The organism is Pseudolactococcus yaeyamensis (assembly GCF_054658615.1).
Genome location: NZ_BAAGGP010000039.1, coordinates 1 through 25603, shown reverse-complemented (window position 1 = coordinate 25603; position 25603 = coordinate 1). Strand labels below are relative to the sequence as shown.

Below are 25603 nucleotides of genomic sequence, written 5' to 3'. Positions count from 1 at the left end.
AAACAACGCAAGAAATGAGTTATTATATCTCAAGTCTTGAGGCGACACCTGAAAAATTATTAATGATTGTCCGTGAGCACTGGAAAATTGAGAGTTTACATTGGGTGCTGGATGTTGTATTTTCTGAAGATGAGTGTCAGGTCATCTCAGAGAATGCGCAAAAAGTTTTGAATGTGTTTAGAAAACTCGCTATTTTAGCTCATCGTACTTATTTGAAACAAGTAAATAAAAGGGTTAGTGTCAAGCAGAATCTATTGCAATGCTTGGTGAATGAGAAGATATTGACTGACGTAATAAAAAGTTTATGAAACGACCGTGACATTTCATGGCAATTAAAAATGAAACGATAGCCCCTATGAATCTCTAAAATCAACGAGTTTCCAATTCATATATCACTAACGACATTCAAACCTTAGCTCCCCTCAACTCTCATACAAAGCTAGGTATGATTTCTCCAATTCAGATTTATCTTTTATCTCTAACAATTTTTTATCAAGTAGAACAACAACTTTATCTGCAACATCTTCTGCTAATTTTAATGAATGTGTTGAGATAACGATATTTTTTCCTTCTTTTTTCAAAGTATTCAATAATTTTTTTAAAATGAATACTTGCTCTGGATCAAGACCGTTTGTAGGTTCATCTAATAGAATTATTGAGGGATTGTGTACAATCGTACAAAACAAATGCAATCTTTGTTTTGTACCAAAAGAAATCTCACTTACCAACATATCCTCATATTCTTTCAACATGAGCAATGTCATATATTTTTGATACATCTGTTCAAAAATATTTCTATCTATTTCTCGTAATTTACCAATTAAAAGACAATTTTGCTTGACTGTCAATTCCTTATAAAAAAAGAAATCATCACTCATATAGCCATAATCACTTGACATTAATTTATTTTTCTTAATATCACCATAATTGATTGCACCAGTATCAAAATTTTCGACTCCAGCGAGTAAATTTAATAAAGTTGTTTTTCCAACACCGTTTCTTCCTAATATAGCCGTTATTCTCCCAGATTCAAATATATAGCTACAATGAGAAAAAATTTGTTTTTTTTCATAAGAAAAACTGAGGTCATTCATGGTTATCTTCAAAATTGAACTCCTTATCTAATAGCTTCGAAATTTTTCTATATAAATAAAAAATGAAAAAAATAGTCATCAAAATAATTAACTCACCAATAATATAAAATAGAATGAGATAAGATAAACAAAATATCAATTCTAAATAAAGTGAACTTATCTTTACTTTATAATAACTTATTTTATACTCAACCTTCTTAAACGCTAAATATAGCACTCCTAAAAAATTTAAAATATAAAATAAAATTAGATTTATAATAACCAAAAAGTCCATTTGATTTAATAGCATATTTTTTTCTAGTATCAAAATCAAATATAGAATGAACCCAATGGTAAACCAAAAATTGACTTTTCTTTTCAAATAAGAAAGCGTCAAAAATCCTTCTTTTCTTAAAAACTTCAATTCTTGTTGCTCTATTCCAATACAATTTAAAACAAATGTGTCTTGGTAAGCAAAAGAAACGATTAAAATAATAAACAGTGTTATTTCAACGCTATTTGCATTGATAAAAAAAGCAACTAAATATATCGATGCAAATACTTGAAAATAGATACCATTTAAAAATAATTTGATTTCTTTTTCTGCATCTATTGGAAGATAATTCAAAAATTCTTTAATCATTTTATTTTTTACATTAAACGATGATAGACATTTTAAAATTAAAGAATATAAGCAAAAACCAATCGGTATAAAAACAGCGTTGATGATTGAAAGTTTGATAAGATATAAAATCATTACTACATCTAACATCATGGACAAATTAACTATTGATATTAATACTAGTTTAAATCTTGATTCATTAAAATCTCTAACAACTCTTGAAAAAAAACTATTTCTCTTTTGTCCACAAACATAAAAGAAACAGTTCCCATAATAGCCCCGAGTAGAATTAAAATTGGCACAATCGCCTCTTGATATCTATTGACTACTAATTCAAGTCCTAAATAAATAGAAATTTGAATAATAAAAAATAGTAGCAAATTCAAAATTATCTTTTCTTTCGGCGCTTTTCTTAATCGAGTTGTTAGGATGTATAAATATTTCACAAACACATACTAACTCCTTATAATAATTGACAGAAAAGTATATTCCTGTTGTTTTTACTATACACTCTTTTCATAATCAAGAGACTTTTGTTGGAAAACCAAACAAGATGACACCGCCAACAATAACAGCTAAAATAAACATATCAAAGTTCCTCCTTATTGTTTCTCTTCCACAACAAACTCAGTGGGATCTTTTATTTCTCCAAGCAATCACTCGCGACCTGATTTATTGAAAGACACAAAAAATAGAAGCAAGAGCAGTCTACCGTCTACTCAAAACAAGGCATAATAAGTAGAACGTATATCGCTCTTGCTTCTTGCTTCTTGCTTCTTGCTTCTTGCTTCTTGCTTCTTGCTTCTTGCTTCTTGCTTCTTGCTTCTTGCTTCTTGCTTCTTGCTTCTTGCTTCTTGCTTCTTGCTTCTTGCTTCTTGCTTCTTGCTTCTTGCTTCTTGCTTCTTGCTTCTTGCTTCTTGCTTCTTGCTTCTTGCTTCTTGCTTCTTGCTTCTTGCTTCTTGCTTCTTGCTTCTTGCTTCTTGCTTCTTGCTTCTTGCTTCTTGCTTCTTGCTTCTTACTTCTTACTTCTTACTTCTTACTGTAGCAAATTTTGAAAACTATGTCAAGAATAAACTTATATTGTAAGTATCTTTATTTGTACTAAGCGCCATAAGGCTCAGAATCAAGAGACTTAGAAAAAGACTGAAACAATTTCACTTGCTCAGTCTTGATTATTTTCTATCATTTTGATAAAATAATCTTACTGAGTAAGACAAGTGATGGTTGTTTTACTCTTGGTGATGTCGAGTTTCCGCTCTTCATCACCTTTTTTCTTTGTTTTTTAACTTCTTTAAGTATACCATGAATCCGCTTACCTGTCAAGAAAAAATCACGAAAAGACGTCTTTTTACAGGCGTTTTTTTAAACTATTTTATTTTTTTAACAAAAATTCTTACCTATGTTTTTTGGGTGTAACTCGCTGCTTTACTTGATGTGTTTTAGATACCGACTTCGCATTTGCTCTATGCGGGATTTTCTCAACCTCTTGATATTTAGCGTATCTCTCCCGCCAATCGCCGAAAAAGAGATCCCTGAGTTCATTTTGATAGTTTAAAATAATGAGTTGGGTCATTGTGTTAGCCCCCTCAGGCGACCAGTACATACCTCGTTTCTTCATCCGATAAGTAATCTTGCGGTGTTGACTTTCCATGATGCCGATACCTGCATTAGAGAAACCTCTCATCTCTGCCGGCTTGGTATATTGAAAATTATGCAACATTTTTCTCTTAAATGAGGTAAACTCTTCCTGGTGCTCATCGTCCTCAATTAACGACTCAGCTGTATCAATTGCTGCTCTTAAAAGACCTTTATCATGAGCTTGTACCGCTTTAAAGACCTTATTTACCAGCTCATTGCCCGCAAACTTCATCTTATCTTTTATTTTTTTATTCAAGTGATACTGATCCCAAAAGTGATGATGATGCTTAATCTGTAATAAATCTTTGAGTTCTTTAAAAATATAGGGCGTATAGCCGTGACCATGGTCGGAATTTGTGATTAGAATCGTATCTTCTGTAATTTCATAGTGGTTATAGATGTAATTCATCATCCGCTCTCTGGCTTCAGTATTACTCAGACAAGCAATTTCATGCTTATTTTTCAATCGACAACGAGTTTTACTGACCTGCTCACTACCTGTGTGAATGATAAAATGAGCCATGTCTGTATTATGATTATCTGCCTCTTTGTCCGTTGTTTTGAGCATAACACCGTCCCCCTCCACGTAGAGAACGTCTGCTTTTATCTTTTTAGGCGCTTCTGTAAGTTCCTCATAGTATTTGTATTCTTTTTTCTCTTCTAAGAGCCTAGTTGCGAGTTTTCTAGCTTTCAAGACAGTGTCTTTTGTGATAATGACGTTGTACACTAATTCTATAATTTCACAAGTTTTGGAATAACTGACAGTCGTGGATATTTTAGCAATCTGAAAAATCATTTCTTTCGAGCATCTGACAAATGGTTCTAGCCCCAACTTCTCATCAACGGGACACTTGGTTTTCTTGCCTTTCTTCCAGATACGGCGAGAAAAAGCAATTTCTCCAAATGTAAAAACAATCGTTCTGCTTTTAGTATTCACGTGCTCCCACCCCTGAGTACGCAATACTGGCGCTTGGAAGGCATCATAGTCTTTTACGAACTTATGAAAACCTGCCTTATTATCCCTTTTAAAATCATTTACAAACTCTCGCTCATCAATCACTTGTGTATTCAATTCATTCTCCTTTACTCTTTTACCATTGGTATTATAGTAAATTCCGAATTGGTTGACTACTTTATTTTGTTTCTATGCGATTTTTATTTTTGACTACGCCAATATTTAAGTAAAATACGAACAATAAAAAAGCATTCAGTATGAAAGTAGAGTTTTCTACCTTCACACTAAGTGCTTTTGTTTTTCAACATTTCCAATTAACCTATAATTCTCTCTCCTCTTTTTGTTCAGCTGTTTTTTCTTGGACAAAATCAACTGTATCAAGCTTTTTCTTAAGGAGCTGATAGGATTCTTGTAGTTGGCGATACTCATTTTGTAGCGCCTTTGCCTCTGTTCTGTTATCAATATCAGACTTGTCAAATTTCACATATTGATTTAGTCGACCTAATTTATCCTCTATAATCGACATGGCATTTTCAATCGCTTCTACGTCGGAAATGAATTGTTCGCCCAGGGCATTAAGAGCACTCTCCCCTTTAATGCCTCTTTCAGATAATAAATTGATAGCGGCTACCGCATCTCGCACTCGTTTCATTGCTGCGTTTTGTCTGAGAGGTACTTGCTTATTATCATGCGATAGCTGCTCAATCAAGGTCACACCTTTCATGAATTTACTTTTGGGCTTATCTTTTTCATCCAGAAAATAAAAGTAATCAGCTTTATTGATATAGACTTCATAATTACCATTATTCAATCGATCAATCTTGTAATCTGGTATTTTGATTAAGCCTTTTTGTCGTCTACCATACTCAACTTCCACATAGATGCCTGTCATGGTATCTTTTTTAATTTGCCACGGCTCAACGACCAACCTAATATCTGGATTGGAAATTTTTTCATCTTGAATTTTTTGAAATTCACTCACAACTTCCGCTAGATTATAGACAACCTGATTATGCGTTAAGCGCTCTGCAATATTTTCTAGTGAGTATTTACGTTTCTTGTTTGACATGGAATCATCACGTGCAGGACGTTGTTGTGGAAAATCTAGCAATTTATACTTGGCATACTTACCTGAAAAATCTATCCCAACATTTAACAGTTTTGCTTTCGTTTTAAACTCTTCAATGTCTTTTGCGTGTTTCATCAAAAAGTCTAGGCGCTCTTTTATCGTCACACGATAATTATTTTTATTGCGCCATTTTTGATATTTGGTGTAAGAATTTCTTTTTGCATCATCTAACACCATTGCTCCCGCAAAGTCTGCCTGCTTATCCGAAATATTTCTTAAAAGGCTTGGCGTTCCTTTTTGCCATCTAAATTTTTTTAAGTCCACAAAATTTGTCGCATTGAAAATAATATGATTGTGGATATGCTCCTGGTCGACATGAGTAGCGATCACAAATTCATGCGACCCACCAGTCAGTTCTAAAATCGTTTGTCGACCAATCTCATGAATTTGTTCAGGGGTTAGATTATCTTTTGGATCAAACGATTGGATAAGATGTCTAGCAAGGACTTCATTTTTTCTTTCAGTTTTCAAAGTTTCTCGTGCAAAATTTCTTGTGAGCATCATTTCATAATCCGCATTGTTCAAGTAATTTATTTTATGGCTTGATGTCAAAACCAACTCGTCAGTTTTATCAGGATTCAAAATATACTTGATCGCTCGCTTCAAATTATTTTCGGATTTGATTGTTTTCGTTTTTGTAATTGGCATCAGTCCTGCTCCAAACTTTTTAAATGTTTTTTGAAAGTATCTAAAATATCTTTTTCGATTTTGGCGTAAATATTTTTGAGTGCCTCAACCTCATTTTGTAAATTCAAAATATCTGCTTGTTGCGTTTCATCATTTTCATTTGTGTGCTTTGCTATCTGGTTGATATTTCGACCAATCATGTTTAATTCATAATTTGTCCTGCCAAATTGCCCAAGGATTTCACGGTACTCATCAAAATTGACTGTGACGATTGCGCCATAAAGTGCTTGCTTGCGAATATAATTTGTCAATGTCCACATTTTGGCGGCAGCCATTTTATTTTTGATAAATTCTTTTTCTTCTTGCGTTACCATAATTAATATTGATTTGTCTCTGTAACGATTTTTTTCGGGCATTTCATCTCTCCATTTCTAAATTTTGGCGCCCACTCGCTGCGCTCGTCAGACAAAAAGCGTGCTGCGCACAGTCCCCTCAGGGGGAGCTTTTTATCTGGCAAGCATAGCAAGTGTATATACACTTACGAAAAATAAAAGAAAAAAGAAATAACAAAAACTTGCGTTTTTGCGATTTCCTTTTTCGTTTTATTCATTTTGGGGAAATCCCCAAACCCCTTTTTTGAATTTCTTAACAGAAATTTTTTTAAGAGTTTTTAAAATATTGGTTCTAAATTTTCATCTATATTTTGAAAAGAGTGAACCAATTCTTGCAATTCTGCCTCAAATTTTTCTTCCGAAATCGCCTCAAGATAGGCGACACTTTGACGAAGTTCTTCAATATCAAGTGCCATAAATTCCGCATTAACAGTTTCATAAGTTTCTGCCAAATCATTTAATTCAGCCTGTACTTTTTTCTTGCTGGGCAAGTTTTCTAAGTCATCTTTGACAATGTCCCATACGTCACTACGATTAAAATTCATTTCATTCATGATAATTTACTCCATTTTCTTTGTCTACTATTTAAGATTTTTTACTCTTATGATTGATACTACCTCTAATGGCTTTTGAGATTTCAGGTGCCTTTTTGACTGCGTTTTTTATCTCCTCACTCAAAAGCCCTGCGTGAAATTTGGGCTAATATCAGGCTCCTTTTCCACGGTAGTTGCGGCAGCCTGTTTACTTTTAACCTGTTCAATCTCGTTTTGTAAAGGATTAACTTGAGCAACTTTTGTCATCTGTTTTTCAAGTGCCTTGTCAATTTTTTCAATCAGTTGATGACTTTCTTTTTGAACAGCTGCCATGACTGATTTTAATTCTGCTAGATCTTTTTTATCCATTCCCCAAGAGGCAAGATAGCCAAAAGAGTAGTCTGATGAATCAATACCATAGTGTTGGCTCACAACATAAGCAACCGATTCTGCTTCAAATTCTTGCCTGCGATAGGTTTCATCTCCAAACCTTGCGCCTGAATTAGTGTGTAACTCTGAGTGAGTAGCTTCATGAATTAGCGTTTTAATTGTTGCTGATTCGCTCATACCTGACTTCAAAACAATCTCGTCAAAATCAGGATCAAAATAGCCACTCGCACCATTTTCAATTTCTTCAAAACGTACAGGCGTTTGAATTGAATTAGTAATCGCAAGGAAAAGATTTTCGTAATTATGAACTGAACTTTGAAGTTCTGTGACTAATTGAGGTAGCTCCCTACCCGATGTTTGTGCAACATCAAAGACTGGTAGTAGTCTGTAAAAAGTTCTTTTTTGAACCTTACCATTATCATCTAACTTAGGGTTGCCTGCTTTATCCTTGAGGATATATTCTTGCGGTGCTGACCAAATATAGATAGCCTTTTCGCCTTTTGAAGGATAACGTCCATGGTCTTTTTTCCAAGACCCCGCACCAGCAATACGTGTTGCATTTGGATTTTGAGATAAAATCAGGCGGATATTATTTTCGGAGTATCTATGAAATTTAGAGACAAAGTTCAAATAATTTTTATATTGATCGCTGTTTCTATAATTTTTTAAGCCCTCTTGCATATGTTTTGAAAGTTTATCAATACTTTTTCCTTTAATCAATTCTACCACTTCCAAATCAACTTTTGGTCGTTTTAAGACCTCTAGTGATGCAATGTGTTGCGTGAAATTAGCCATAAAATAATTGGTGGCTGTTTCATTATAGGCTGACTTATCTTGATAAAAATACTGCTTAAATTGAGTAGTAAAATCTTCTAACTTCTCTTTTTCGTCTGCCAATACATAGTCATATCTAGAGCGCCAAACATCTTTTATAAAGCTCTGATAGGCTGCATTGACATCATAGCGTTCGATTTTGGTTATTGCTGCTTGGGAAGTTGGATTGATAAATTCTTCCCAACTCGCACGTTTTTCAAAAATTTCTTGTGCGATTTGCTTAAAATCCCATTCATAATGTCCTACTGAATTTTTAAATGTTTGTGTGGCAGATACATCAGGTGATTTATCCTGGATATTTTTTGCTGCAGCTGTTTCTAGCAATTCTTGAACTTTTGCTTGATCACTTTCTGTCTTAGGCGCATATTTGAGATTACTTGAAACTTTAAAATTTCCTGTCTCCGCTTCAAGTTCTAATGCGACCTTTCTCAAACCTTTAACAAAATAGTAGGTCGGTTGTTTTTTCCACTGACTAACTGCGCCACTATCAAGTAACGCTTGCGCTTCAGGCGTAATGGCTTTTGAGGCTTGATTTGATTTCTCTTTAATCTCAGATAAATTTTTGAGCGTTTCTTTTGCATCTTTCAGCTTTTTAGAATCATAATACTCAAGTCTCGTGCCATTATCGAAGGGTGTGCCAATAGGCAAGCCATGTGACTTGTTATAGTCTCTCACAAACTCTAAACGCTCCACACGTTGCTGCCAGAGTTCAATATTCTCAACACTTTTTACGAGACCACCGCTTGCGTTCAGACCAAGTTTAGCGTTTTCTTCACGCCATTCAAGCGCTTCAATTCGCTCACGTTGTTTCTTGATTTCTGCTTGTAACTCTCCTGCTTTGTCCTCTTTTTGATTTTGTTTCTTAAAAAATGCCCCACCTGTTCTCTTATCATTCATTGGTTGACCATTTGTCAGTTTTTGATGGTCAAAGACATCTTGAACTGCCGCACTAAATTCATTTTCTAGGCGCTCTAATTTTTGCCTAGCTTGAGTTAGACGGTAACTTTCACTCTCAGTTTTATCTGTTTGAGTGTTTTCTTCAGCAACAGTTTGTTCAACTTCAGTTGAGTTATTTTTATCATCAAACAAACTCAGAACACCAGTTTGCTCATCTAAAATTTTCTCTTGTTCTAGCTTAGGCAATCTTCTGAAATCAAGCTCTTTTTCTAAAGCCACAACTTTGTCTGAAGAACGAATTTGCTTATCAATCGCTTCATAATTATCTTCCCACCAGCTTATAAAACCAGTTTCTCTTGGGTTATCTACAACGAATGGCGTATAAATAACAGGTTCTTCTGTTTCAGTGTCCTGCAGTTCAGCACGAACAAAAAGGCGACTATCATCTGCCCATTCAAGAGACTCCGAATCTTCCAAAACTAATGTCAAATCCTGTGACTGTGGCACTTTTTCATTATCCTTGTAGCCTTCAGAAAATTCCACAGCCTGTAAATCAATCTGAACGTTTTCTTGAGTTTGTTCAACTCCAATATCTTTTTCTGGTGTTACAGCCGCAAGATTTTCAAATAATGATTCTTGTACTGATTTTTCAGCCTTTTGTTTTTGAATTTCTTGTTGGGTTTCTTCTTGGAAACGTGAACTAGAATAGGTCATATAATCTGCGAAAGGGAAATTATTCTCTTCTAGCCATTCTTGATAATGTTCAATAGCTTCTAAGTGTTCCAATCCCTTATCTTCCATGCGATCAATAACACGATGCGGCGCATATTGATAGTAATAATCTTGATTAGTATCTTTAATATCAATCCCCGATTTTTCTAAAGAAAGTTGATATGCTGCCTGCCACATCACTCCTGGTACAGAATCTGTTCCTAAAACAGGAAAATGCCCTTGAGAATAGATAATCTCAACAAGCTCTAGTTTATTTTTTGAACTGAGTTCTTTTTCATCACTGACCAACTTCATTAACTCGTCACTAGAGACGGCATTCTGGGTCAAATAAGCCTGTTCTAAGCTAGTATACTCTACATTCAGAGTATCTGAGGCATAAGTCAAGGCGGCTTGAACACTTGCGATAGAATACGGATTTTTAGCACCTAGTCCTTTCAAATAATCTGAAATTTGATGCGCATTATCAACAACGGTTTGAGCTGTAAAATTGTTCGATCTCAACTCAAGCTGCTTCATTAAATCAAGTTTTGGTGCTTCATCGATTGAAGAACTTAGACTGTCTCTTGATGCTGAAGTAGCTAATGCTTCAAATTTTGACAACTCTTTAATTTTTTCAATGCCTTCAGGAAATAAGGGTACTGTACTCATGAGATAATGAGCTGACCTGGTAGGCAGCTTCTCGACACTGAGGACATACTCCTCAAATTTTTTCTTGATTTGTGGCTCATGTTCTGTGATAAACTCTGACTGTTCTTTAGGCAAAGTATTACGAATTTCAATGATACCTTCTGCTTCAACATAGAGCGCTTTTTGGAAATCCAGCCCTGGATTTCTAAAATGAGGACTTGTTGTTGCAAATGGTGTCGCATAATAGGCATCTTTAGGTTTTGTTTTACCTAGTCTTGCACGTAAAGGAATGTACCAGTTTCGCTCATCATCATATAAACCGACAAAGTTACGACGTGTCGCTTTATCAATGAGTTGCTCACTTCCTGTTGCGGCTGAAATCTCTGCAATCGTTTCAGGTTTTAGTGTGGTTAATTTTATTGACATATTATCTCCTTAGTGATATGATTAGCTTATAGAAGTCGTACAGGCAGGATACGCCTTGAGTTATCCCACTTAGGTTAGGCGACTTCCTTTTTTTGTACCCAAATTTTAATATCAAAAAAATCCACGATCAGTTAAATTTGACCGTGAATTTTTCTTGTGTAAAAGTGTAAAGGTGTAATTTTACACTTTTACATCGTGAGTTGAAAATCATCTGCTTTATCCATAGAAAGGTCTGGATTGCTTTTTTCAATCGCTTTACCTGCCACAAAGTGACCGAGTAAATTATCGACTAATTGATTAGTTCTGTCTGGTGCGTTAAACATATCCAATTCTCTTGGTGCAACAATATGACGTTTATTAAGTTCAACTGCAAGATTTTCATATTCTCCAACTTCATTTTTGTAGTCATCTTGCCAATAATGTAAATCAGGGTCATTTTCTGCCATATCGGAAATTTCTCTAAAAGTATCCTTCGTTTGATCGATCAAATTAAAAGTTACTGCAGCTAATTCCCTGTCCGTAAGTTTGGATAAATCGAATACATCAGTGATAGATGAGGGTGCATAATATTCAATCTTAGATAAATCGATGTCATTGATTTGTCCTTCAACACGAGACATACTGTCATTAAAAGTGAGCATAAAATTATCTATTATCAGTTTCGACAAAAATTCACTTGGATTTTCAACAAATCCATATCTCTCTTGACTATTTAATAGCTTAAAATCTTTTGTATAGTTATCAAATCTTGCAAATTCTGCACCTGAAGGGGCAGTGAAATGACCACTACCATCACCATACATGAACATTTTCCAACCGTTCGGCAGTCTCTCAGACAACTTATCAGCTCTTTTTTGACTGACCATATCCGCCTCAATTTGAGCAATTTCAGTATATTCCTGATTCTCTAATGCCCTTTCTTGTTTCTCATCATAATCCACCAAAGCCTTTTCTTCAGCTTCCGCAAACTGTTCCTGTACCTCTACCCATTCTGCGTGTTCTTCGAGAATTTGAGGTCTATTATCCGAATACTCGACAAAATTCATATCACGATATTGACTATCATGAATAAAAGTTCCTAAATAATATTCTTCTACAATATCAACATCAAGACTATGAGGTGAATTTAAAAGACGTTCCTTAATCGGTTCTAGCTCTTTTTCAATATGCTGGTATTCCTCTACATCCAACACTCTCTCAAAAGTTACTCTAAAATTTGTCAGTTGCTCATTGAGTGCTAATTCAGTTTCACTCACATTCCTTGTAAATCTTGATATAATTCTGTTCAAAAAACCATTATTTTTTTCTGCCATTTTCTTGCTCCTTTTTGGTGTAAAAGTGTCATTTTACACCTTTTATAATTGAAATAATTCAAAATCTTTAGATCACCACATTGGTTTAAGTCCCATCTTTTTCAAATACTCAGTCCATTCCTCATTTGTCATTCGTGATGGCACATCTTTTAATTCTTCTAATCCCTCGTTACAGGCTTCTGTTACCTTCACAGCGACTTGATTAATTAAAAGATTTTTACCTTTTGACATATCTTTTGCCAATTCAAAACTGCTAATACAATGCTCTAAGGCATTTCGCGCCATTCCTTCATGTGTCTGTACTGTTCCTGAATCTTCAAACATCATAGTTTCTCTACTTTCTTTTTTAAAACAAATGTCCATATTGCCAAAGGAAGAATAATAACAGTTCCCATGGCAAGCCAATAGCTGTTTATCATAATCCCGTAAATGCACCACAGCACCGTATTGATTGCTGCGATGATTTGCGTCCCATAGCTCACACCACTTAAAGCCTTCGCATTGCTCCGATTAAGCCACGTCGTGCGAGCCTGTGGAGTCCATAACAGTAAGCTAGTTAGATTTGCTACAAATCCCAATACATTAATCCACATTGTTTACTATTCCCTTATAGTTTTGATTGAAAGACTTCAGAACTCTGTTTTTCCTGAAGTCTTTCTTGTGTCATTTCAGTTGCACGACTTTCTTTGACGATTTTAAGTTGGTCATTCCAGTCATTTTTTTCCATTCCTTTGGCAAGTGGTGGTAGGTGTGGCACAACCTTGAGAGAGTTAAAACCTAAATTTTGTATAAAGTGACGACCTGCCTCGTCGTTGTCAACACACAAGACAATCTTTAAATTCTCAAGCCCCTTTTCCTTCTCATCAAAGTAATTTAAATAATTTTCTGGTCTAACTATTTTTCCAAGACTATCAAATCCTTCTCGATGAATGACACGTGCATCTACGACTTCTGCTGAGATAGAACTTTTTTTTCGTCCTTCCATCGACACTAATCTAGCGTTATGAAGTGTTTCCTGGTGTAATTCATAGTAAGCCATCAAGTCAAGAGAGCTTTCAAAAGCATAAATTGTAAATGGATTATCAATAGTTGCCTCACGAAATTTATCTCTATCACCAATATCAACGGTTATACCTGCATAAAAACTTGAATTAGGCATAATATGTTTAAGACGTCCCTTTTTTTCATGACGTTCTTTATCGTAGAAAATCCCTTGTAGACTTACGCCTGCGACATTTCCCTCAAAATCATAATTTTTAAAGACCAGAACGGTCTCATTATATCCTTTCCCATACCACTCTGTTTGCGCTAAAACCTTTTGGGAGATAAAAAAATCTATCGTTTTATCCGATAGACCTCTGACTCTCTTTAAAAATTCTCGTCCATAAATCGACAAGGGTTCTTCTTTGAGACGATGAATATACGGCTCAGGCTTGGGGAGTTTGCTTAAATCAAGCGTACTGGCTTCAAGAGACAAAACATAATTTAAAGCCTCCTTATACGAAACATCTTTAACGATTTCAACTAACTTGATTGTGTCACCACTAATAGAACGTCCATTCCAATAAAATAGATTCTTTGCTGGCATAAAGACAAACGATTCATGGTCTTGCCATTTACCCTGATAGCTACTGCCACTCTTTTTTAGTTCAATTCCTAGTTGTTGCGCAACTTCTAAGATATTTTTACTTTTCGCAAGTTCTTTTCTGGTTGCCATTTTGACCTCCTTCAGATATTAAAAAGCAAGGTTATCACCCCTGCTAATTAAACTAAATAGCCGCACGTTTCCGATAGGCATCTAAATGGATAGCTTGCGGATCACTTTGAATTTTATTAAGTTCACGAATGACATCAGACTGCGTTTGATTAAAGTCAGTTAAACTACTAATAAAATTATCCTGTAAACCTTGATTTAAAGCCTTTTGACGAACTGAAAGCTCTGCAGTTTTTCCCTGCAAGATTTTAGCCAAGATTTCAGTTTCTTGTGCGTGCAATGTGGCGATTGTTTCTTCAATCTTTAATCGATAAGACGACGTCAATTCAGATAATTTCTGTTCAAGTGACTGGTTAAAGGTTTCATCTATCTCTTGCAGCGCTGCTTGATGTCGCCTATTTTCTTCACTAATGGCAGCTGCACGTTCCCTAGAAATGACCTCTTTAGCCTGTTTTTTGTCTGTTTCTTCCTGAGCTTGATACTTGTGAGTAACTCGTTCAGGGATTTCAGCACGCTTATCAAGCTCTGAGACCTCTCTATCAATCTTGGTTTTTTCTTTGACCATATAAGCTGATAAGACTTTTTTAACCTCATCTTTAAAACTATCAAGCAATTCCCCAACTTCTGAATCGTCGTATTGCGCTAAATCTTTTTCAAATTCTTGTGACACAAACAAATCTACTGAGTGCTGTTCTTCAACGCTTTCTGGAGACGTCTCAAAAACACTTTCCCTTGGCGTAGGGACATCATCATTTACTTCAATTTCTGGAAAAGCAACGTCACTACTAGCTGTCACAATAGGGGCAGGTGCTGAAATGACTTGTTCTCTAGGCGTTTCTTCTTGAATTTTCACAGTAACGACATCTTCGACAACTGGATCCTGTTCTGCTCTTGCCTCTTCGGTTTGAGCTTTACCACAATTTGAACAAAATTGAGCGCTTAACCCAAGTTCATAATCACACGACCAACAGTTTTTTTCGGTTGACTGAACCACTCTAGCCACCCCAATAGGAGGCTCAGACACTACAGCACGTCTTATCGGCTGTGATCGGGCAAACCATTCGCATAGGTCATCAAAATCAGTGCCGTCTGGATATGGCAAAGAAAGATGTTGATCATGAATGATGATACCTGTCTTATTCCTAATTTTAGTAATCGTTACCTCAGCTTGGCTACCTTCTTGATTAAGACGGTAATTTTCGTCTTCAAGCAAGGTGATAAGACCGTTGTAGTTGGTCACTTCTCGATCGATAAAATTGACTGTTTTTGAAAATTCATATCTAAATTTAGGTGTTCGGTTAAATAGGCTCATTGTTTTCCTCCATCATATTAGTAACTTCATCTAGGTGCGCTGTGCTGTCCTTTGGCGCCCCTTCTAATAGGTCATCCAACAAATCAAGCGCATCTAAAAATGAAACATCATAGGGCGCAATCTTTGCCTCTAACATCTCGCTTTTAATATCTTTAATCTGTTCATCAACCAATTTCAAATCTTGCTGATTTTTTTCAAGTGTTACAAGTAGCTTATCTCGCTTTTTGTGTAACTGTTCTAACCGTTTGTGGTTAGCTGTCACTTTATCTTTGTTTTCTGTCATTCGTTCCTCTTTTCTTTCTGTGTGTGGTGTAAAAGTGTAATTTTACACTTTTACACCCCTTATCATCAATTACTGTCGTGTGGCTTGTTTAAAATCTTTAACCAGATAGTTATCATCGACTTTTTTCAGCTCAAACTGATAAACCTGATTAGTTTTTTCGCCTGCAATATTAACCTGGACTAAAGCCGCAAATTGATTTGCCTCGCTCTTCCAAAGAGAAAGCTTATTGATTTCTGATTCAAGTGGCGCATCAGTTCCTAAACTATTGACCGCAAGACGTGCCTGCATATCAGCTGTAAGCAGATTTCTGATATTATCCTTTTGATTGTTAAGTGACCCAAAATTATTATAAGCACGCATAAATGCTAAAGCTGATTTATCCTCAGCTGTTTTAACAGGGATACCAATTGACGCCTTGTCTGACCACTTATCAATATAATTGACCGCAACGCCCCTTAATGCTGGCTCACAAATCTGAGTAACCTGATAACTGTCTTTCGTTTTCTCAACCATTATCATGACTGCCATAGGCATATTCAAGCCATTAGTAAGGGATTGTGTCGCATAGGCAAAATATTGGTGTTTATCACCGTGAAAGATAGCCATATCTGAACTTGTCGAGCTGCCAAAATCAGGCATCTCACTATCAAGTTTCATGGCTTGACCAAGCTCAACTGTCACATAAGGTTTCAGGTGATTTTTATAGTCATCAAAACTGCTGTAATTGACATAGCTTGCTATAAACTGTGAAACAAACTCACTTTCTGACGGAAATTGATGACTATTTTGTGGTTGACTTTTACTTTCTTTGCTGTGTACGATACTTTTTAGCATCTGCTTTGTCTCCTCTCGCTTACTACTATGAAGTGCCTGGTTAATACCGATAACCAATAAGGTAACTAAAGCAATACCAGATAGAACAAGTATCGTCACAACTTTCTTATAATCTCTCATAGCCTCTCTCCTCTAACCCGCAGGTGGAATACAAACATAAGTAATTGATGAATCATAACTCCTGCCATACTTTTGACAAGTTTGATTGAAGTTCGCATTTTGCTCATAAGTTGAAAACTTCTGACCGTCATCACTAACATTATAGATTACGCCTGTGTGTCCGTAAGGATTTTGACTTGCTGAACCAGAAACGGGCCCAGCTCCCCAACAAATGATAGCGCCTGCTTTCAAATCACTTGGTTTAGGGTTTGCAATGACCGTCCAGCCTTTAGCCTCAAACGCTGCTTTATTATCAGAGCCAATATCCTTAGCATTAAGACCTTGCAATTTTATCCCGAAATGTTGGGCATAGCCTTGATCGACCAGGGCATAACATTGACCTGAACCAATTTTTTTGCCTAGCTGACTTTCAAGGATTTCAAGAGAACCTTGAGCAGCTGTACCACCGCCGCCACCTGTAAAGTAGTTGTACCAGATAATCGCATTTTGTCGGGTTATTTTGACATTTCCCTGCCCATCATCAAGTGCTACGCCCTCATAATGCACCAACCAGTAATCTGCCGCATCTTCTGGTTTAGTCGCCTTACCTATATAGTCTTTAACATCTTTATAACCACCATTTAGTTCATATCCGAGTAACTTCAGCTCATTTTCAAGTGTTAATGTACTTTCATCACCTGCTTTAATCGACCCTTCAGAGGTAATCCGTGACCCGTTAATCGTATTAGACCAACCAGACCACTGAAAGATGCCTGCAACACCACCACTAGGATTATGAGCTTTAACATCAAACATTGATTCTCTTTGAGCGTTTGCTAAAGCACCTGCTGCACCTTCTTGCTTAGCGCCCTCTGTCTTTATCAGATAGCGGTTAAGTTCTGTCGCAACTCTCAAAGGCTCACCTGTGACTGGTGCTGTACCAAAACCAGAAGAATTTTCAGATTCATCAACACCTGATAAAAGTAGTGTAAAAGAAAATGTCACGAGCATAATGATTAAGCTAATCGCACCTGCTACACCACCTATCGCAAAACTAGTGCCACCTATTGCGATTTTGAATTGAAGGAAGTTTTTAATCCAACCAACAACCCCGCCGTTACTCACACTTGATTTGACAGCGGTATTGCCTGTTGCTGATTGAATTGTCTTACTAGGTTTCATACCACCAAACCTAATATTATCAACCTTTTTTGTTGTGATCGATTTTGAAAATTTGTTGCGATTTGTTGTGAAACGCTTAATCTTTTTAGCACCTTTAAAAACTGTATCAACACTATTTTTATGAGCATTGATCACGCTAGCGGTTTCAGAATCCTCATCAGATATCTTGTTACTACCGTAAGTAATAAGCGCTTGCTTACCTGCCTTTTTGACAACCTGACCTGCTTTTGTGCCACTAGGTGTAGATATAGAAGATTTGTCAGTTTTTTTGTCAGTGCTTTTTTTATCCAAAAAATTGCCAACTTTTTCTATCTTCTTTTTCTTAGCACGATTAGCTTCAGCTAACGAAAAGGCATCTGATTTTTTAGATGTCTTAGATGTTATATTTTTATCAAAAGCCTTGTTCGGTTTAAATTTGTCTTTAGGCTTACGTGTAGACAATGTTTTGACACCATCTTTTTCTTCCACCTCGTAAGGGACTTCTTTTTTAACGGAAAGTGCCTGTTCTAACAGGCTTTTATCATCGTTTTTTTCTGTCATAGGCTAGACTTTCGTGTTCATAATTCTAAATAGCTCAGTGTGTTTTGGTATGATATTTGAAAATGGTACAATCGCATTACCTGCTACAATCAAACCACCACCAAGAGGTGGTCGCCGTAAGTAGCTTGCCTGTTTAGGGGTCAATTTATGCGCTTCAACCAAAAGGTCATAGACAGACAATTTCTGTTGCAACAAAATCATAAAGTCTGAGTTAAAGAAGATTGAACGCCCTTCAGGTGTAGACACTACCGTTTCAGCTGACTGGGTCATAAAGGTTGGGAATGCCCCATACTTACGAACACGGGCATAGAGGTCGGCAGCCTTTTCTCGTAAGACAGGCATCTGATTGGGGTTCAAAACAATCTGAAACTCATCAAAGTAAATCCATGTCACAATACCTTTAGCTCTATTCTCAACTACCTTATTCCAAATTCTATCCATCAACACGACAAAGCCAAAAGATTTGAACTCTGCGCCCAAATTTCTGATGTTATAGATTGTAAAACGACTATTCAGATTGACATTAGTGGGCTTCGCAAACATATTGAGTGAGCCTGTAATATATAACCCCAAAGCCTTTGCCAAAGCCTGTGCTTCATCTGACGGCTTAGATTTCAATAAGTTATGCCAATCTATTAAAGAGGGCTCTGCTACCTGTTGATAGATTTCTGTGGTCACCTCATCAATCAATGTTTTTTGTATCGGGTCTAAACCATGAAGTAGATTGTCAAACAAACTGATCAGAAAGTCAGATTTTAATGCAATCGGACTATCACCACTTTCCAGTTCACCATCTTTAGGGAGGTCTAAAAGATTGATATGTGTATTTGAACCTGGTGCAACCGAGATAATTTGTGCGCCCAGCTCTATACCAATAGGCGTGTATTCTGATTCTGCATCCACGACAATAATCTCATCGTTAGGATTTTTGATATAAGTTGTAATCATTTCGTTTTTAGCAGCCATACCTTTACCTGAACCTGATACGCCGACAATGCCACCATTACCATTTTTCATACTATCATCGTTTCGATTGATGAGAATATTATTTCGGCTTAATAGGTTGATACCGTAGTATTTCCCATTTTTATGTTGCACGTCGGCTGACGTAAAAGGGGAGTTAATTGAAATGTTGGGTGTGACCAAATCACGTAGATAATTGCTTTCAATATCCACATAATTCTTACCGATTGGCAAACTAGCATTTAATGCCTCCTCCTGAACGAGGTACAAGGGCGCAAAGACCGCACCATGTTTACTAGCAGCTGTCTCAACTTTATTGAGATTATCTTGCAACTCTGCTTGCGTATCTGCCCAAAGATGAATCATAATCAGGCTTGAAAGTTGTTTATCACCTGTTTCTGTAACAAAATCAATTTGTTCATTGACTTCCTTGTAATCTTCTTGAGTAGATCGTGCGATATGTTGAACGGAATGACGTCTTCTAGCTGCTTTTTCCTCACGATTAATCATATCCATACCAACATCAGTAGCTTGGTCTCGTAAGCGTTGGTTTGTGTCTTTAATTGAATAAGGTGAACCATGGATTGTCAAAACCATTTCAACCCCTGTATCAATTAAATCTTTAAGCATGGTATCTTTGAGGTTTGTTGGATAATCTCGTAAGTAAATAATTTTATTGATTTTATCGTCCATTTCAAAATCAATTTTACTGTGACGAAACTCTAGGTAGTTAGGCGCTATCAAATCTTTAGGCGTTAAATGACCTTTCTCAATATCCTGAAAAGTACCATAAAGTGGTTTGCTTGGGCGAAGAATTTGATTCATCAATTTGAGACGTTCATCACCCGATAGTTGTTCAAATTTCGCATCAATTTCCCTAAGTTCATCACTAAAATCATCGGATATATTTTCCAATTTTTTACGTGCAGCTTCAAAACTATCAGCTTTCGTCGATAGCGTGATATGCCTTGATACAATGATATTGTTTCTGCCACGATCATAGTTATCCTGGATGACTTCATTTAGCTCATTTCTCAGAACATCTTGCTTATCATTTTGTAAAGGATAGCTAGTCTCAGCTAAATACTCATCTCGTGGATTGTTTTTCACAAGTATGGTCAACTGATAATGCTCATCTTCTGATAGAAGGTTAATTGAATCATTGTACTTTGAGATAATCGCAATCTTATCATCATCGGTTGCAGTGCTATAGGTTACCTCTCCCAATGCAAAAGTGCTTGAATACTCATTATCAACAATAGACATGACCCCGTCAGAGTTCATATCATGGAAAAATAAAGAATTTTGAGTGGTCGGTGACGTATTAGCCTTAATACGCTTTACCTTGCGTTTTTCAGTCTTTGTGAGCTTTACACGTTTTGGTTTTTTGATAGCCTTATTTTTATTTTTTAAAGTCATTTTTGGTGTACTTTTTAATCCTTCCTTGTTTATAGGTACGCTTTTGTACAGTTGTACCGAACTTAAACCATAGCTTCATGTAATGCTTAAAAGGTAGTCCATAGGGACGCCACATTGAAAAAGCAAACATAAAACCAACGATAAGAAACGACGGAATCATGATGACTGGCGTTGGCAGATGAATAAAAATAATATTCACAATACCAAGCGCAAACACCAAGACTGCCGTGACAATAAACAGCCATTGTGAGATTGTCATATTGCTATATAACTTATCACGCTTTGAAACATCTTTATATACTTTAATTTGCATTTACATCCCCACCCCAAAAAATCTTTTAGATACAGACAACGTCCGAACAAGTGTAACAAGAAAGACAAGCGCATAGACAATACCTGCTAAAAAGCCAGTAAGACCGTCACCTGTACTAAGAATGCCATTTTTAGGTATCTCAATCGTAATCGCTGTTTTGGCAAATATAGAATAGATACCCATGACAACTAAGATAACACTTGACTGAAAAGCATATGCCGCAAATACTTTGAGATAATTCTCTCCAATATTTTGATACTTTTTAGAGGCAAAACTTGCCATTGGAATAGGCGAAAAAACAAAGAGAAGATACATCTCAAAAAATCGAAGATAGAGGATAACCCAAATCAAGATATAAGCGACAAGTTGAACAACGATTCCCACTACCCAAAGCACCATAGAAAGGATAAGTTTATCTGGATTCGTGATAATCGCAAGAACAGATCCAGCAATGCCAGTCCCTGGTGGGGCGACAACTTTTGGCAAGATATTTGTCAAAATGTTAAGCGCCCCTCCTGAATTGACACCAATTAGCGACGTCAACCCATTTGATATGAGTAAGATAAACTGCATAATAATGGTTGAACCTGATACCATAAGCCCCGCAAACGAGAATTTAAAAGCGAGATTTTGGAACATCTTGACTGTCATCACACCGCCATTGGCAGTGTTAGCCTGCTCATACATATCCGCAATTTCTAAAATAAAAATGATCCCCATGATATAGAGACCAGTTTGTAAAGTACTCGTTGTCAAAATGTTTGTGACCCATTTAAAGACATCGGGGTTATAAGTCCCCAAGTCTTTTGAAAGTTCATTTACTACGTCCATAAGTCACTCTTTCTTATTTAGCAGCAGGTGGTGCTGTAATGATAAGCGCTACAATCGCACCAAAACCCATGACACCAAGTCCTGCCGCTAATAACCATGCGCCCTCAACCTTACCTGTACTATCCCCTTGACGTCCGCTCATCATAAATTGAATAAACCCGACAAGTGCCATCAACCCTCCAGCAACGACTAAGAACCATTTTAAATAGTCTACTATTGAGCTTTGAACGTCTGCCATGACAGGTTGGAAATTTGATGCTGTGTTTACAATATTGTTAATAAGTTGTGTTTTCATGCTGTTGTCTCCATAAGCTCGTCAAAACTCATGACTTTCAAGTCAATCATCTTGCCTGCTTTTTCTAATTTTCTAGTGTTGTCTTGAAATTTCTCAAGGTTGTTCTTGTAGCGTTTATAAAAGTACCACTTGCCATCTCTCGGATTATCCGAGAACTCCTTGGCATTCGGGTGCTTTTTGTAGTTGTATTTATTGACCTTAAACATCTCCGTAGAGGCGATGCTGACTAAGGCTTTTCGACGGCTGAGCGTTCTTACCTCAGAATAGGTGATCAAATCTCTCCCCATTGGTCGATGCGTGATTTGACCTCTATTGCGCTCTTTTGTATAAATCGTTTCTTTGCCTGCTGCACCGCTGAAGAATTTTTGTGTTTCATCTTCAGTTGACCCTGATAAATAAACAATAGAATCACAGTTCCCCACAAAACTTTTCCAATCATCTTTATACTCAGCTTTGAGCTGGTTCAATGACTGTAAGATGACCGCAATAGACATCTTACGACTTCTAAAGACTGACAGAGCTTTCTTGATATTTGGAATTTTACCTAAGTTCACAAATTCATCCAATAAGAATTGGATAGGGACAGGTGGGTCACCAAAATATTCATTATCGACCTTTGCCTCAAGCGTTTTAAATGCCAATAAAAAGACCATTAAGGTCAAGAAATTGAAGGTATAGTCCATATCTGGAATTTTGAGGAAGATAGCGTATTTCTCGTCCATCCATTTATCAATTTCAAGCGTGTCATCTTTAATGAAGTCTTGCACGTCCTGCAAGTCAAACATAGAGAACCTTGCTGTACCAATGGCAACGACACTCGAACGAGTTTGACCCTTGAAATTCTTGAAGTTTTGGAATTGTAAAACGGCATAGTTGTTGTAGCCAAATTTCTGAGCAAATTCATCAAACATGATTTCAAGCACGCTAGGCGAATCATCTGTCCGCTCCAGGTGTCTAATCAACCGACCAATATCAGCTAGGCTTGGCATAACACCGTCACCTTTGATTTTGCCATTCCCTCGATAACGATAATACAGAAAACTAGCCAATGCAGCGATTAACATTTCCTCTGACTTATCCCAAAATGGCTCAGATTTTTTAGCGTGTTCACCATTCGTTGCATCGATTAAAAGTGAGATAACTTGTTTGAGAGTGATTTCGTTGTGGATATAGGCATACGGATTGAAGTGATCCGAGTTCATCAAGGTATCAAAATCACAAACCTTAACCTTATAGCCATCATCTTCAAGCATTTTGCCTACTCGTCTAACCGTCATACCCTTGGGGTCAGTTAGCACAAATGAGGTGTTTTTTTGAGCCAAATTACTCATAATGAACGACGTCGTTTTCCACGAACCAGAACCACCGATAACCATACAATTATTATTTCGATCTGTGTCTACCCTACCTCGCTCATTGATACTCATATAAACGCCTTGACCGAGAATGATGTTTTGGCTGAAGTCTTTATCAGCGAACGATTTCATCTCTCGTCGAGTTCCCCAACGTGCTGTACCATGTTCACGACCAAAACGATATTGATGCGTGTCACGCATGGCGTAAAAGAGCGCCGCAACCGCTAAACAACCAACACTCGCAAGGACAGGTTTTGGCTCTAGGTTGATACTGAAGGGGTTTTCTGATAAGGCTTTAGGGAAATCTACTAAGGTTTGGCTGAGTTTATCATTTGACGTCGTAGCAGTACTTGCAAGATAGACCGCAGTGGCTCTATTGGCAAAGTAAGCAGCAGCTGTCCCAAAGACAGCATAGGGGACTTTTTGAGCATTTCCATTCACATCAGCTCTCCTATCGGACTAATTCATCAACAGGTGGTGCTGAGCCGAATAAACTAGTATCAAAGCCATCTGTTCCTTTAGGAGGGGCAGATTTAGAAAGTTCTGTGACCTTATCAGCCACTTTTTTATCAACTGCTTCTTTAGTTGATTGAGAGACCTGCTTGTCAGCTTTTTGGGCTGCAATCTGTTCTCTAATTTTGGCTTGTTTGTCTTTCCCTGCTTCAAACTCGCCTTCTAAATCCTTAGCCGTGATTTGAGAAGGGTCTTTTACCAAGTCAACCATTGCTCGCTCTAGTGCTTTAGCCGCAAGCTCTTTATCCTTGGCAAAAAAATGTAGCTCAAATTCTTTAGAAGAAATAGGCTCAATATGAAATTGGAGCTGATATTTTTCTAAGTGATTTTTGAGTTGTCCGAGATTGACAGTTTCAGCACTTAGAGATTGAGGCTGCGCAATCATTTTGCCATCTGTTGCCATAAATGACATCGACTTTTCGCCAACTGTTTGACGTTCCCTATAATTTATAACTTTCTCTTTTTGAATTTTAGCTTGTTCTTTTCGGATAACTCGCTTAGAATCATGTGTTGCCGATGTCAATCCTTTTAGCTCATCCGTTAGAAAAGATAATACCCTTATAACATCCATAACCTGCCTTGGGACATTTTTAAGAATTCGGTAAATTTCTTGTTGTTCTTCCATTGACCACTTCCTTATTCATTGCTTTCTGCTTGAGAGACGAGGTTATTAAAATCATTTGGCATCGTCGCTTCAAGCGGATGCGGTGTTTCTTCATCTTCATTGCCCTCGTTTAATTTATCTCCGAAATAATCCGCAAGCGCTAGAAAAAGATTGTTTGCGACCTCATCTCTCAGGACAATCCCCTTACCCATACCACCATTGGGATTCCATGTGCGCAAATCAAATTTTGAATCTCCGCCGTTATAAGAAACTTTGTTCAACTCTGTCGTCCAACCGTTACGACCTCGATCAAGCACCGCAATTTTTTCTGTTACTTCAAATTGAAAATCAGAATTGCCATTATTTTGAGTATAATCACGTTGTACCATGTTACTGTTCCTTTCTAAAATTGAGGTGTAAAGGTGTCATTTTACACTTTTACACCTTTACACTTTTACACCATTCATCTGATTGGAAAAAACAAGCGCTAATCCTGCGCTTGTCATCATAACAATCAAAATCCAAAAATACTTTTTGAATTTTTTCATCGTTTATCTTCTAAATCTCCTAACTTTTTTGGCGATTGCATAGCGTTTGAAATAACCGACAAAGACAATAATCGTAAAGCCTAAGCCAGTCATCAAAGCGGCTTTTTGTTCGCCTGTCATCGGTAAGGTACCTTTAGGCGCATCAGTCTTAGGTAGCGCTGCATCTCGCTTAGCGTGCCACTTATCTTTGTCACCTACTTTAGTACCAGAAGTCACACCAACCGCAGATACCGTGATTTCATCCGCATGCGTTTCACCTTCGGCTAACTTGTCAAGTGTACCTGTACCAGAGATAAACTCGCCGACTTGGAGTACAAGGAGTTTGCCATCGAGTTCAAATTCGCCTGACTTATTGATCGTGAGTACCTTGTCCTTGTAAGTCCATTTAAGCGCCTTGACGTCCTGTTTTCCGTCAATCGTCTTATCTGTGGCTTGGATTTGCGTGAGTGGCTCTGAGCCATTGTTCGTGATTTTGAAATAGATAGTCGTTGCTTTATCATCTAGCGTGACCGCAGTTTCAACCGTATCCGCATCGCCTTTGCCGAGATTATCAGGTTTATCAGCGTTGTTGCCTACACCTACTTGGTTAATCGCTTCACTCGATTTCTCG

25 protein-coding genes are annotated in these 25603 nt (G+C 37.0%); 1 reads left to right on the top strand and 24 read right to left on the bottom strand.

The window, feature by feature from the left end:
* Positions 1 to 308 (top strand): ISAs1 family transposase (locus ACYQ21_RS08800; protein WP_460057664.1); only part of this gene is annotated, 308 nt, incomplete at its 5' end.
* 114 nt (positions 309 to 422) lie between these two features.
* Here the strand turns inward: ACYQ21_RS08800 and ACYQ21_RS08795 are convergent.
* From ACYQ21_RS08795 to ACYQ21_RS08680, 24 genes are all read right to left on the bottom strand, one after another.
* The gene (locus ACYQ21_RS08795; protein WP_460057661.1) at positions 423 to 1106 is read right to left on the bottom strand and encodes an ATP-binding cassette domain-containing protein; all 684 of its coding nucleotides are present in this window, start codon (positions 1104 to 1106) and stop codon (positions 423 to 425) included.
* Positions 1087 to 1845, bottom strand: a complete 759-nt coding sequence (locus ACYQ21_RS08790; RefSeq protein ID WP_460057659.1) for a hypothetical protein — start codon at positions 1843 to 1845, stop codon at positions 1087 to 1089. Before ACYQ21_RS08790 ends, ACYQ21_RS08795 begins: the two co-directional genes overlap by 20 nt.
* 29 nt (positions 1846 to 1874) lie before the next feature.
* Positions 1875 to 2141, bottom strand: a complete 267-nt coding sequence (locus tag ACYQ21_RS08785) for a hypothetical protein (protein ID WP_460057656.1) — start codon at positions 2139 to 2141, stop codon at positions 1875 to 1877.
* A 947-nt stretch (positions 2142 to 3088) separates the two neighbouring features.
* Positions 3089 to 4405: an ISLre2 family transposase gene (locus ACYQ21_RS08780; protein ID WP_460057653.1), complete on the bottom strand. Its 1317-nt coding sequence runs from the start codon at positions 4403 to 4405 to the stop codon at positions 3089 to 3091.
* Positions 4406 to 4607: 202 nt separating this feature from the next.
* Positions 4608 to 6065 (bottom strand): relaxase/mobilization nuclease domain-containing protein, encoded by a 1458-nt coding sequence (locus tag ACYQ21_RS08775; RefSeq protein WP_460057651.1) that lies wholly within the window; start codon positions 6063 to 6065, stop codon positions 4608 to 4610.
* Complete coding sequence (locus ACYQ21_RS08770) at positions 6065 to 6460, bottom strand: plasmid mobilization protein (protein WP_460057649.1); 396 nt, start codon at positions 6458 to 6460, stop codon at positions 6065 to 6067. Before ACYQ21_RS08770 ends, ACYQ21_RS08775 begins: the two co-directional genes overlap by 1 nt.
* A gap of 254 nt (positions 6461 to 6714) precedes the next feature.
* Positions 6715 to 6990, bottom strand: coding sequence for a hypothetical protein (locus ACYQ21_RS08765; RefSeq protein ID WP_460057647.1), 276 nt, complete (start codon positions 6988 to 6990; stop codon positions 6715 to 6717).
* Positions 6991 to 7110: 120 nt separating this feature from the next.
* Positions 7111 to 10875 carry a DUF6782 family putative metallopeptidase gene (locus tag ACYQ21_RS08760; RefSeq protein ID WP_460057644.1) on the bottom strand — a complete coding sequence of 1255 codons (3765 nt, stop codon included), beginning with the start codon at positions 10873 to 10875 and terminating at the stop codon, positions 7111 to 7113.
* 188 nt (positions 10876 to 11063) lie between these two features.
* Positions 11064 to 12188 carry a hypothetical protein gene (locus ACYQ21_RS08755; protein ID WP_460057643.1) on the bottom strand — a complete coding sequence of 375 codons (1125 nt, stop codon included), beginning with the start codon at positions 12186 to 12188 and terminating at the stop codon, positions 11064 to 11066.
* 72 nt (positions 12189 to 12260) lie between these two features.
* The gene (locus ACYQ21_RS08750) at positions 12261 to 12515 is read right to left on the bottom strand and encodes a hypothetical protein (RefSeq protein WP_460057641.1); all 255 of its coding nucleotides are present in this window, start codon (positions 12513 to 12515) and stop codon (positions 12261 to 12263) included.
* Positions 12512 to 12781 carry a hypothetical protein gene (locus ACYQ21_RS08745; RefSeq protein WP_460057639.1) on the bottom strand — a complete coding sequence of 90 codons (270 nt, stop codon included), beginning with the start codon at positions 12779 to 12781 and terminating at the stop codon, positions 12512 to 12514. The genes ACYQ21_RS08750 and ACYQ21_RS08745 overlap by 4 nt, the downstream gene beginning before the upstream one ends.
* A 14-nt stretch (positions 12782 to 12795) precedes the next feature.
* On the bottom strand, positions 12796 to 13905 hold the full coding sequence (locus ACYQ21_RS08740) for a CHC2 zinc finger domain-containing protein (protein WP_460057637.1): 1110 nt from the start codon (positions 13903 to 13905) through the stop codon (positions 12796 to 12798).
* 52 nt (positions 13906 to 13957) lie between these two features.
* Positions 13958 to 15214: a hypothetical protein gene (locus ACYQ21_RS08735; RefSeq protein ID WP_460057635.1), complete on the bottom strand. Its 1257-nt coding sequence runs from the start codon at positions 15212 to 15214 to the stop codon at positions 13958 to 13960.
* Positions 15201 to 15497 carry a hypothetical protein gene (locus ACYQ21_RS08730; RefSeq protein WP_460057633.1) on the bottom strand — a complete coding sequence of 99 codons (297 nt, stop codon included), beginning with the start codon at positions 15495 to 15497 and terminating at the stop codon, positions 15201 to 15203. The genes ACYQ21_RS08735 and ACYQ21_RS08730 overlap by 14 nt, the downstream gene beginning before the upstream one ends.
* A 69-nt stretch (positions 15498 to 15566) precedes the next feature.
* Positions 15567 to 16451, bottom strand: coding sequence for a hypothetical protein (locus ACYQ21_RS08725; protein WP_460057631.1), 885 nt, complete (start codon positions 16449 to 16451; stop codon positions 15567 to 15569).
* Positions 16452 to 16463: 12 nt separating this feature from the next.
* Positions 16464 to 18152, bottom strand: coding sequence for a phage tail tip lysozyme (locus ACYQ21_RS08720; RefSeq protein ID WP_460057629.1), 1689 nt, complete (start codon positions 18150 to 18152; stop codon positions 16464 to 16466).
* Between the two features lie 3 nt (positions 18153 to 18155).
* On the bottom strand, positions 18156 to 20534 hold the full coding sequence (locus ACYQ21_RS08715; RefSeq protein ID WP_460057627.1) for a VirB4-like conjugal transfer ATPase, CD1110 family: 2379 nt from the start codon (positions 20532 to 20534) through the stop codon (positions 18156 to 18158).
* Complete coding sequence (locus ACYQ21_RS08710) at positions 20518 to 20847, bottom strand: PrgI family mobile element protein (RefSeq protein WP_460057624.1); 330 nt, start codon at positions 20845 to 20847, stop codon at positions 20518 to 20520. The genes ACYQ21_RS08715 and ACYQ21_RS08710 overlap by 17 nt, the downstream gene beginning before the upstream one ends.
* Positions 20848 to 21678, bottom strand: coding sequence for a hypothetical protein (locus ACYQ21_RS08705; RefSeq protein WP_460057622.1), 831 nt, complete (start codon positions 21676 to 21678; stop codon positions 20848 to 20850). It abuts the gene before it with no gap.
* A gap of 13 nt (positions 21679 to 21691) precedes the next feature.
* Complete coding sequence (locus ACYQ21_RS08700; protein WP_460057620.1) at positions 21692 to 21973, bottom strand: hypothetical protein; 282 nt, start codon at positions 21971 to 21973, stop codon at positions 21692 to 21694.
* Positions 21970 to 23769 carry a VirD4-like conjugal transfer protein, CD1115 family gene (locus tag ACYQ21_RS08695; RefSeq protein ID WP_460057618.1) on the bottom strand — a complete coding sequence of 600 codons (1800 nt, stop codon included), beginning with the start codon at positions 23767 to 23769 and terminating at the stop codon, positions 21970 to 21972. The genes ACYQ21_RS08700 and ACYQ21_RS08695 overlap by 4 nt, the downstream gene beginning before the upstream one ends.
* A 10-nt stretch (positions 23770 to 23779) precedes the next feature.
* Positions 23780 to 24466, bottom strand: coding sequence for a hypothetical protein (locus ACYQ21_RS08690; RefSeq protein WP_460057616.1), 687 nt, complete (start codon positions 24464 to 24466; stop codon positions 23780 to 23782).
* 11 nt (positions 24467 to 24477) lie between these two features.
* Positions 24478 to 24834: a YdbC family protein gene (locus ACYQ21_RS08685; protein ID WP_460057614.1), complete on the bottom strand. Its 357-nt coding sequence runs from the start codon at positions 24832 to 24834 to the stop codon at positions 24478 to 24480.
* Positions 24835 to 24996: 162 nt separating this feature from the next.
* The coding region (locus ACYQ21_RS08680) for an LPXTG cell wall anchor domain-containing protein (RefSeq protein ID WP_460057612.1) at positions 24997 to 25603 on the bottom strand (607 nt) is incomplete at its 5' end.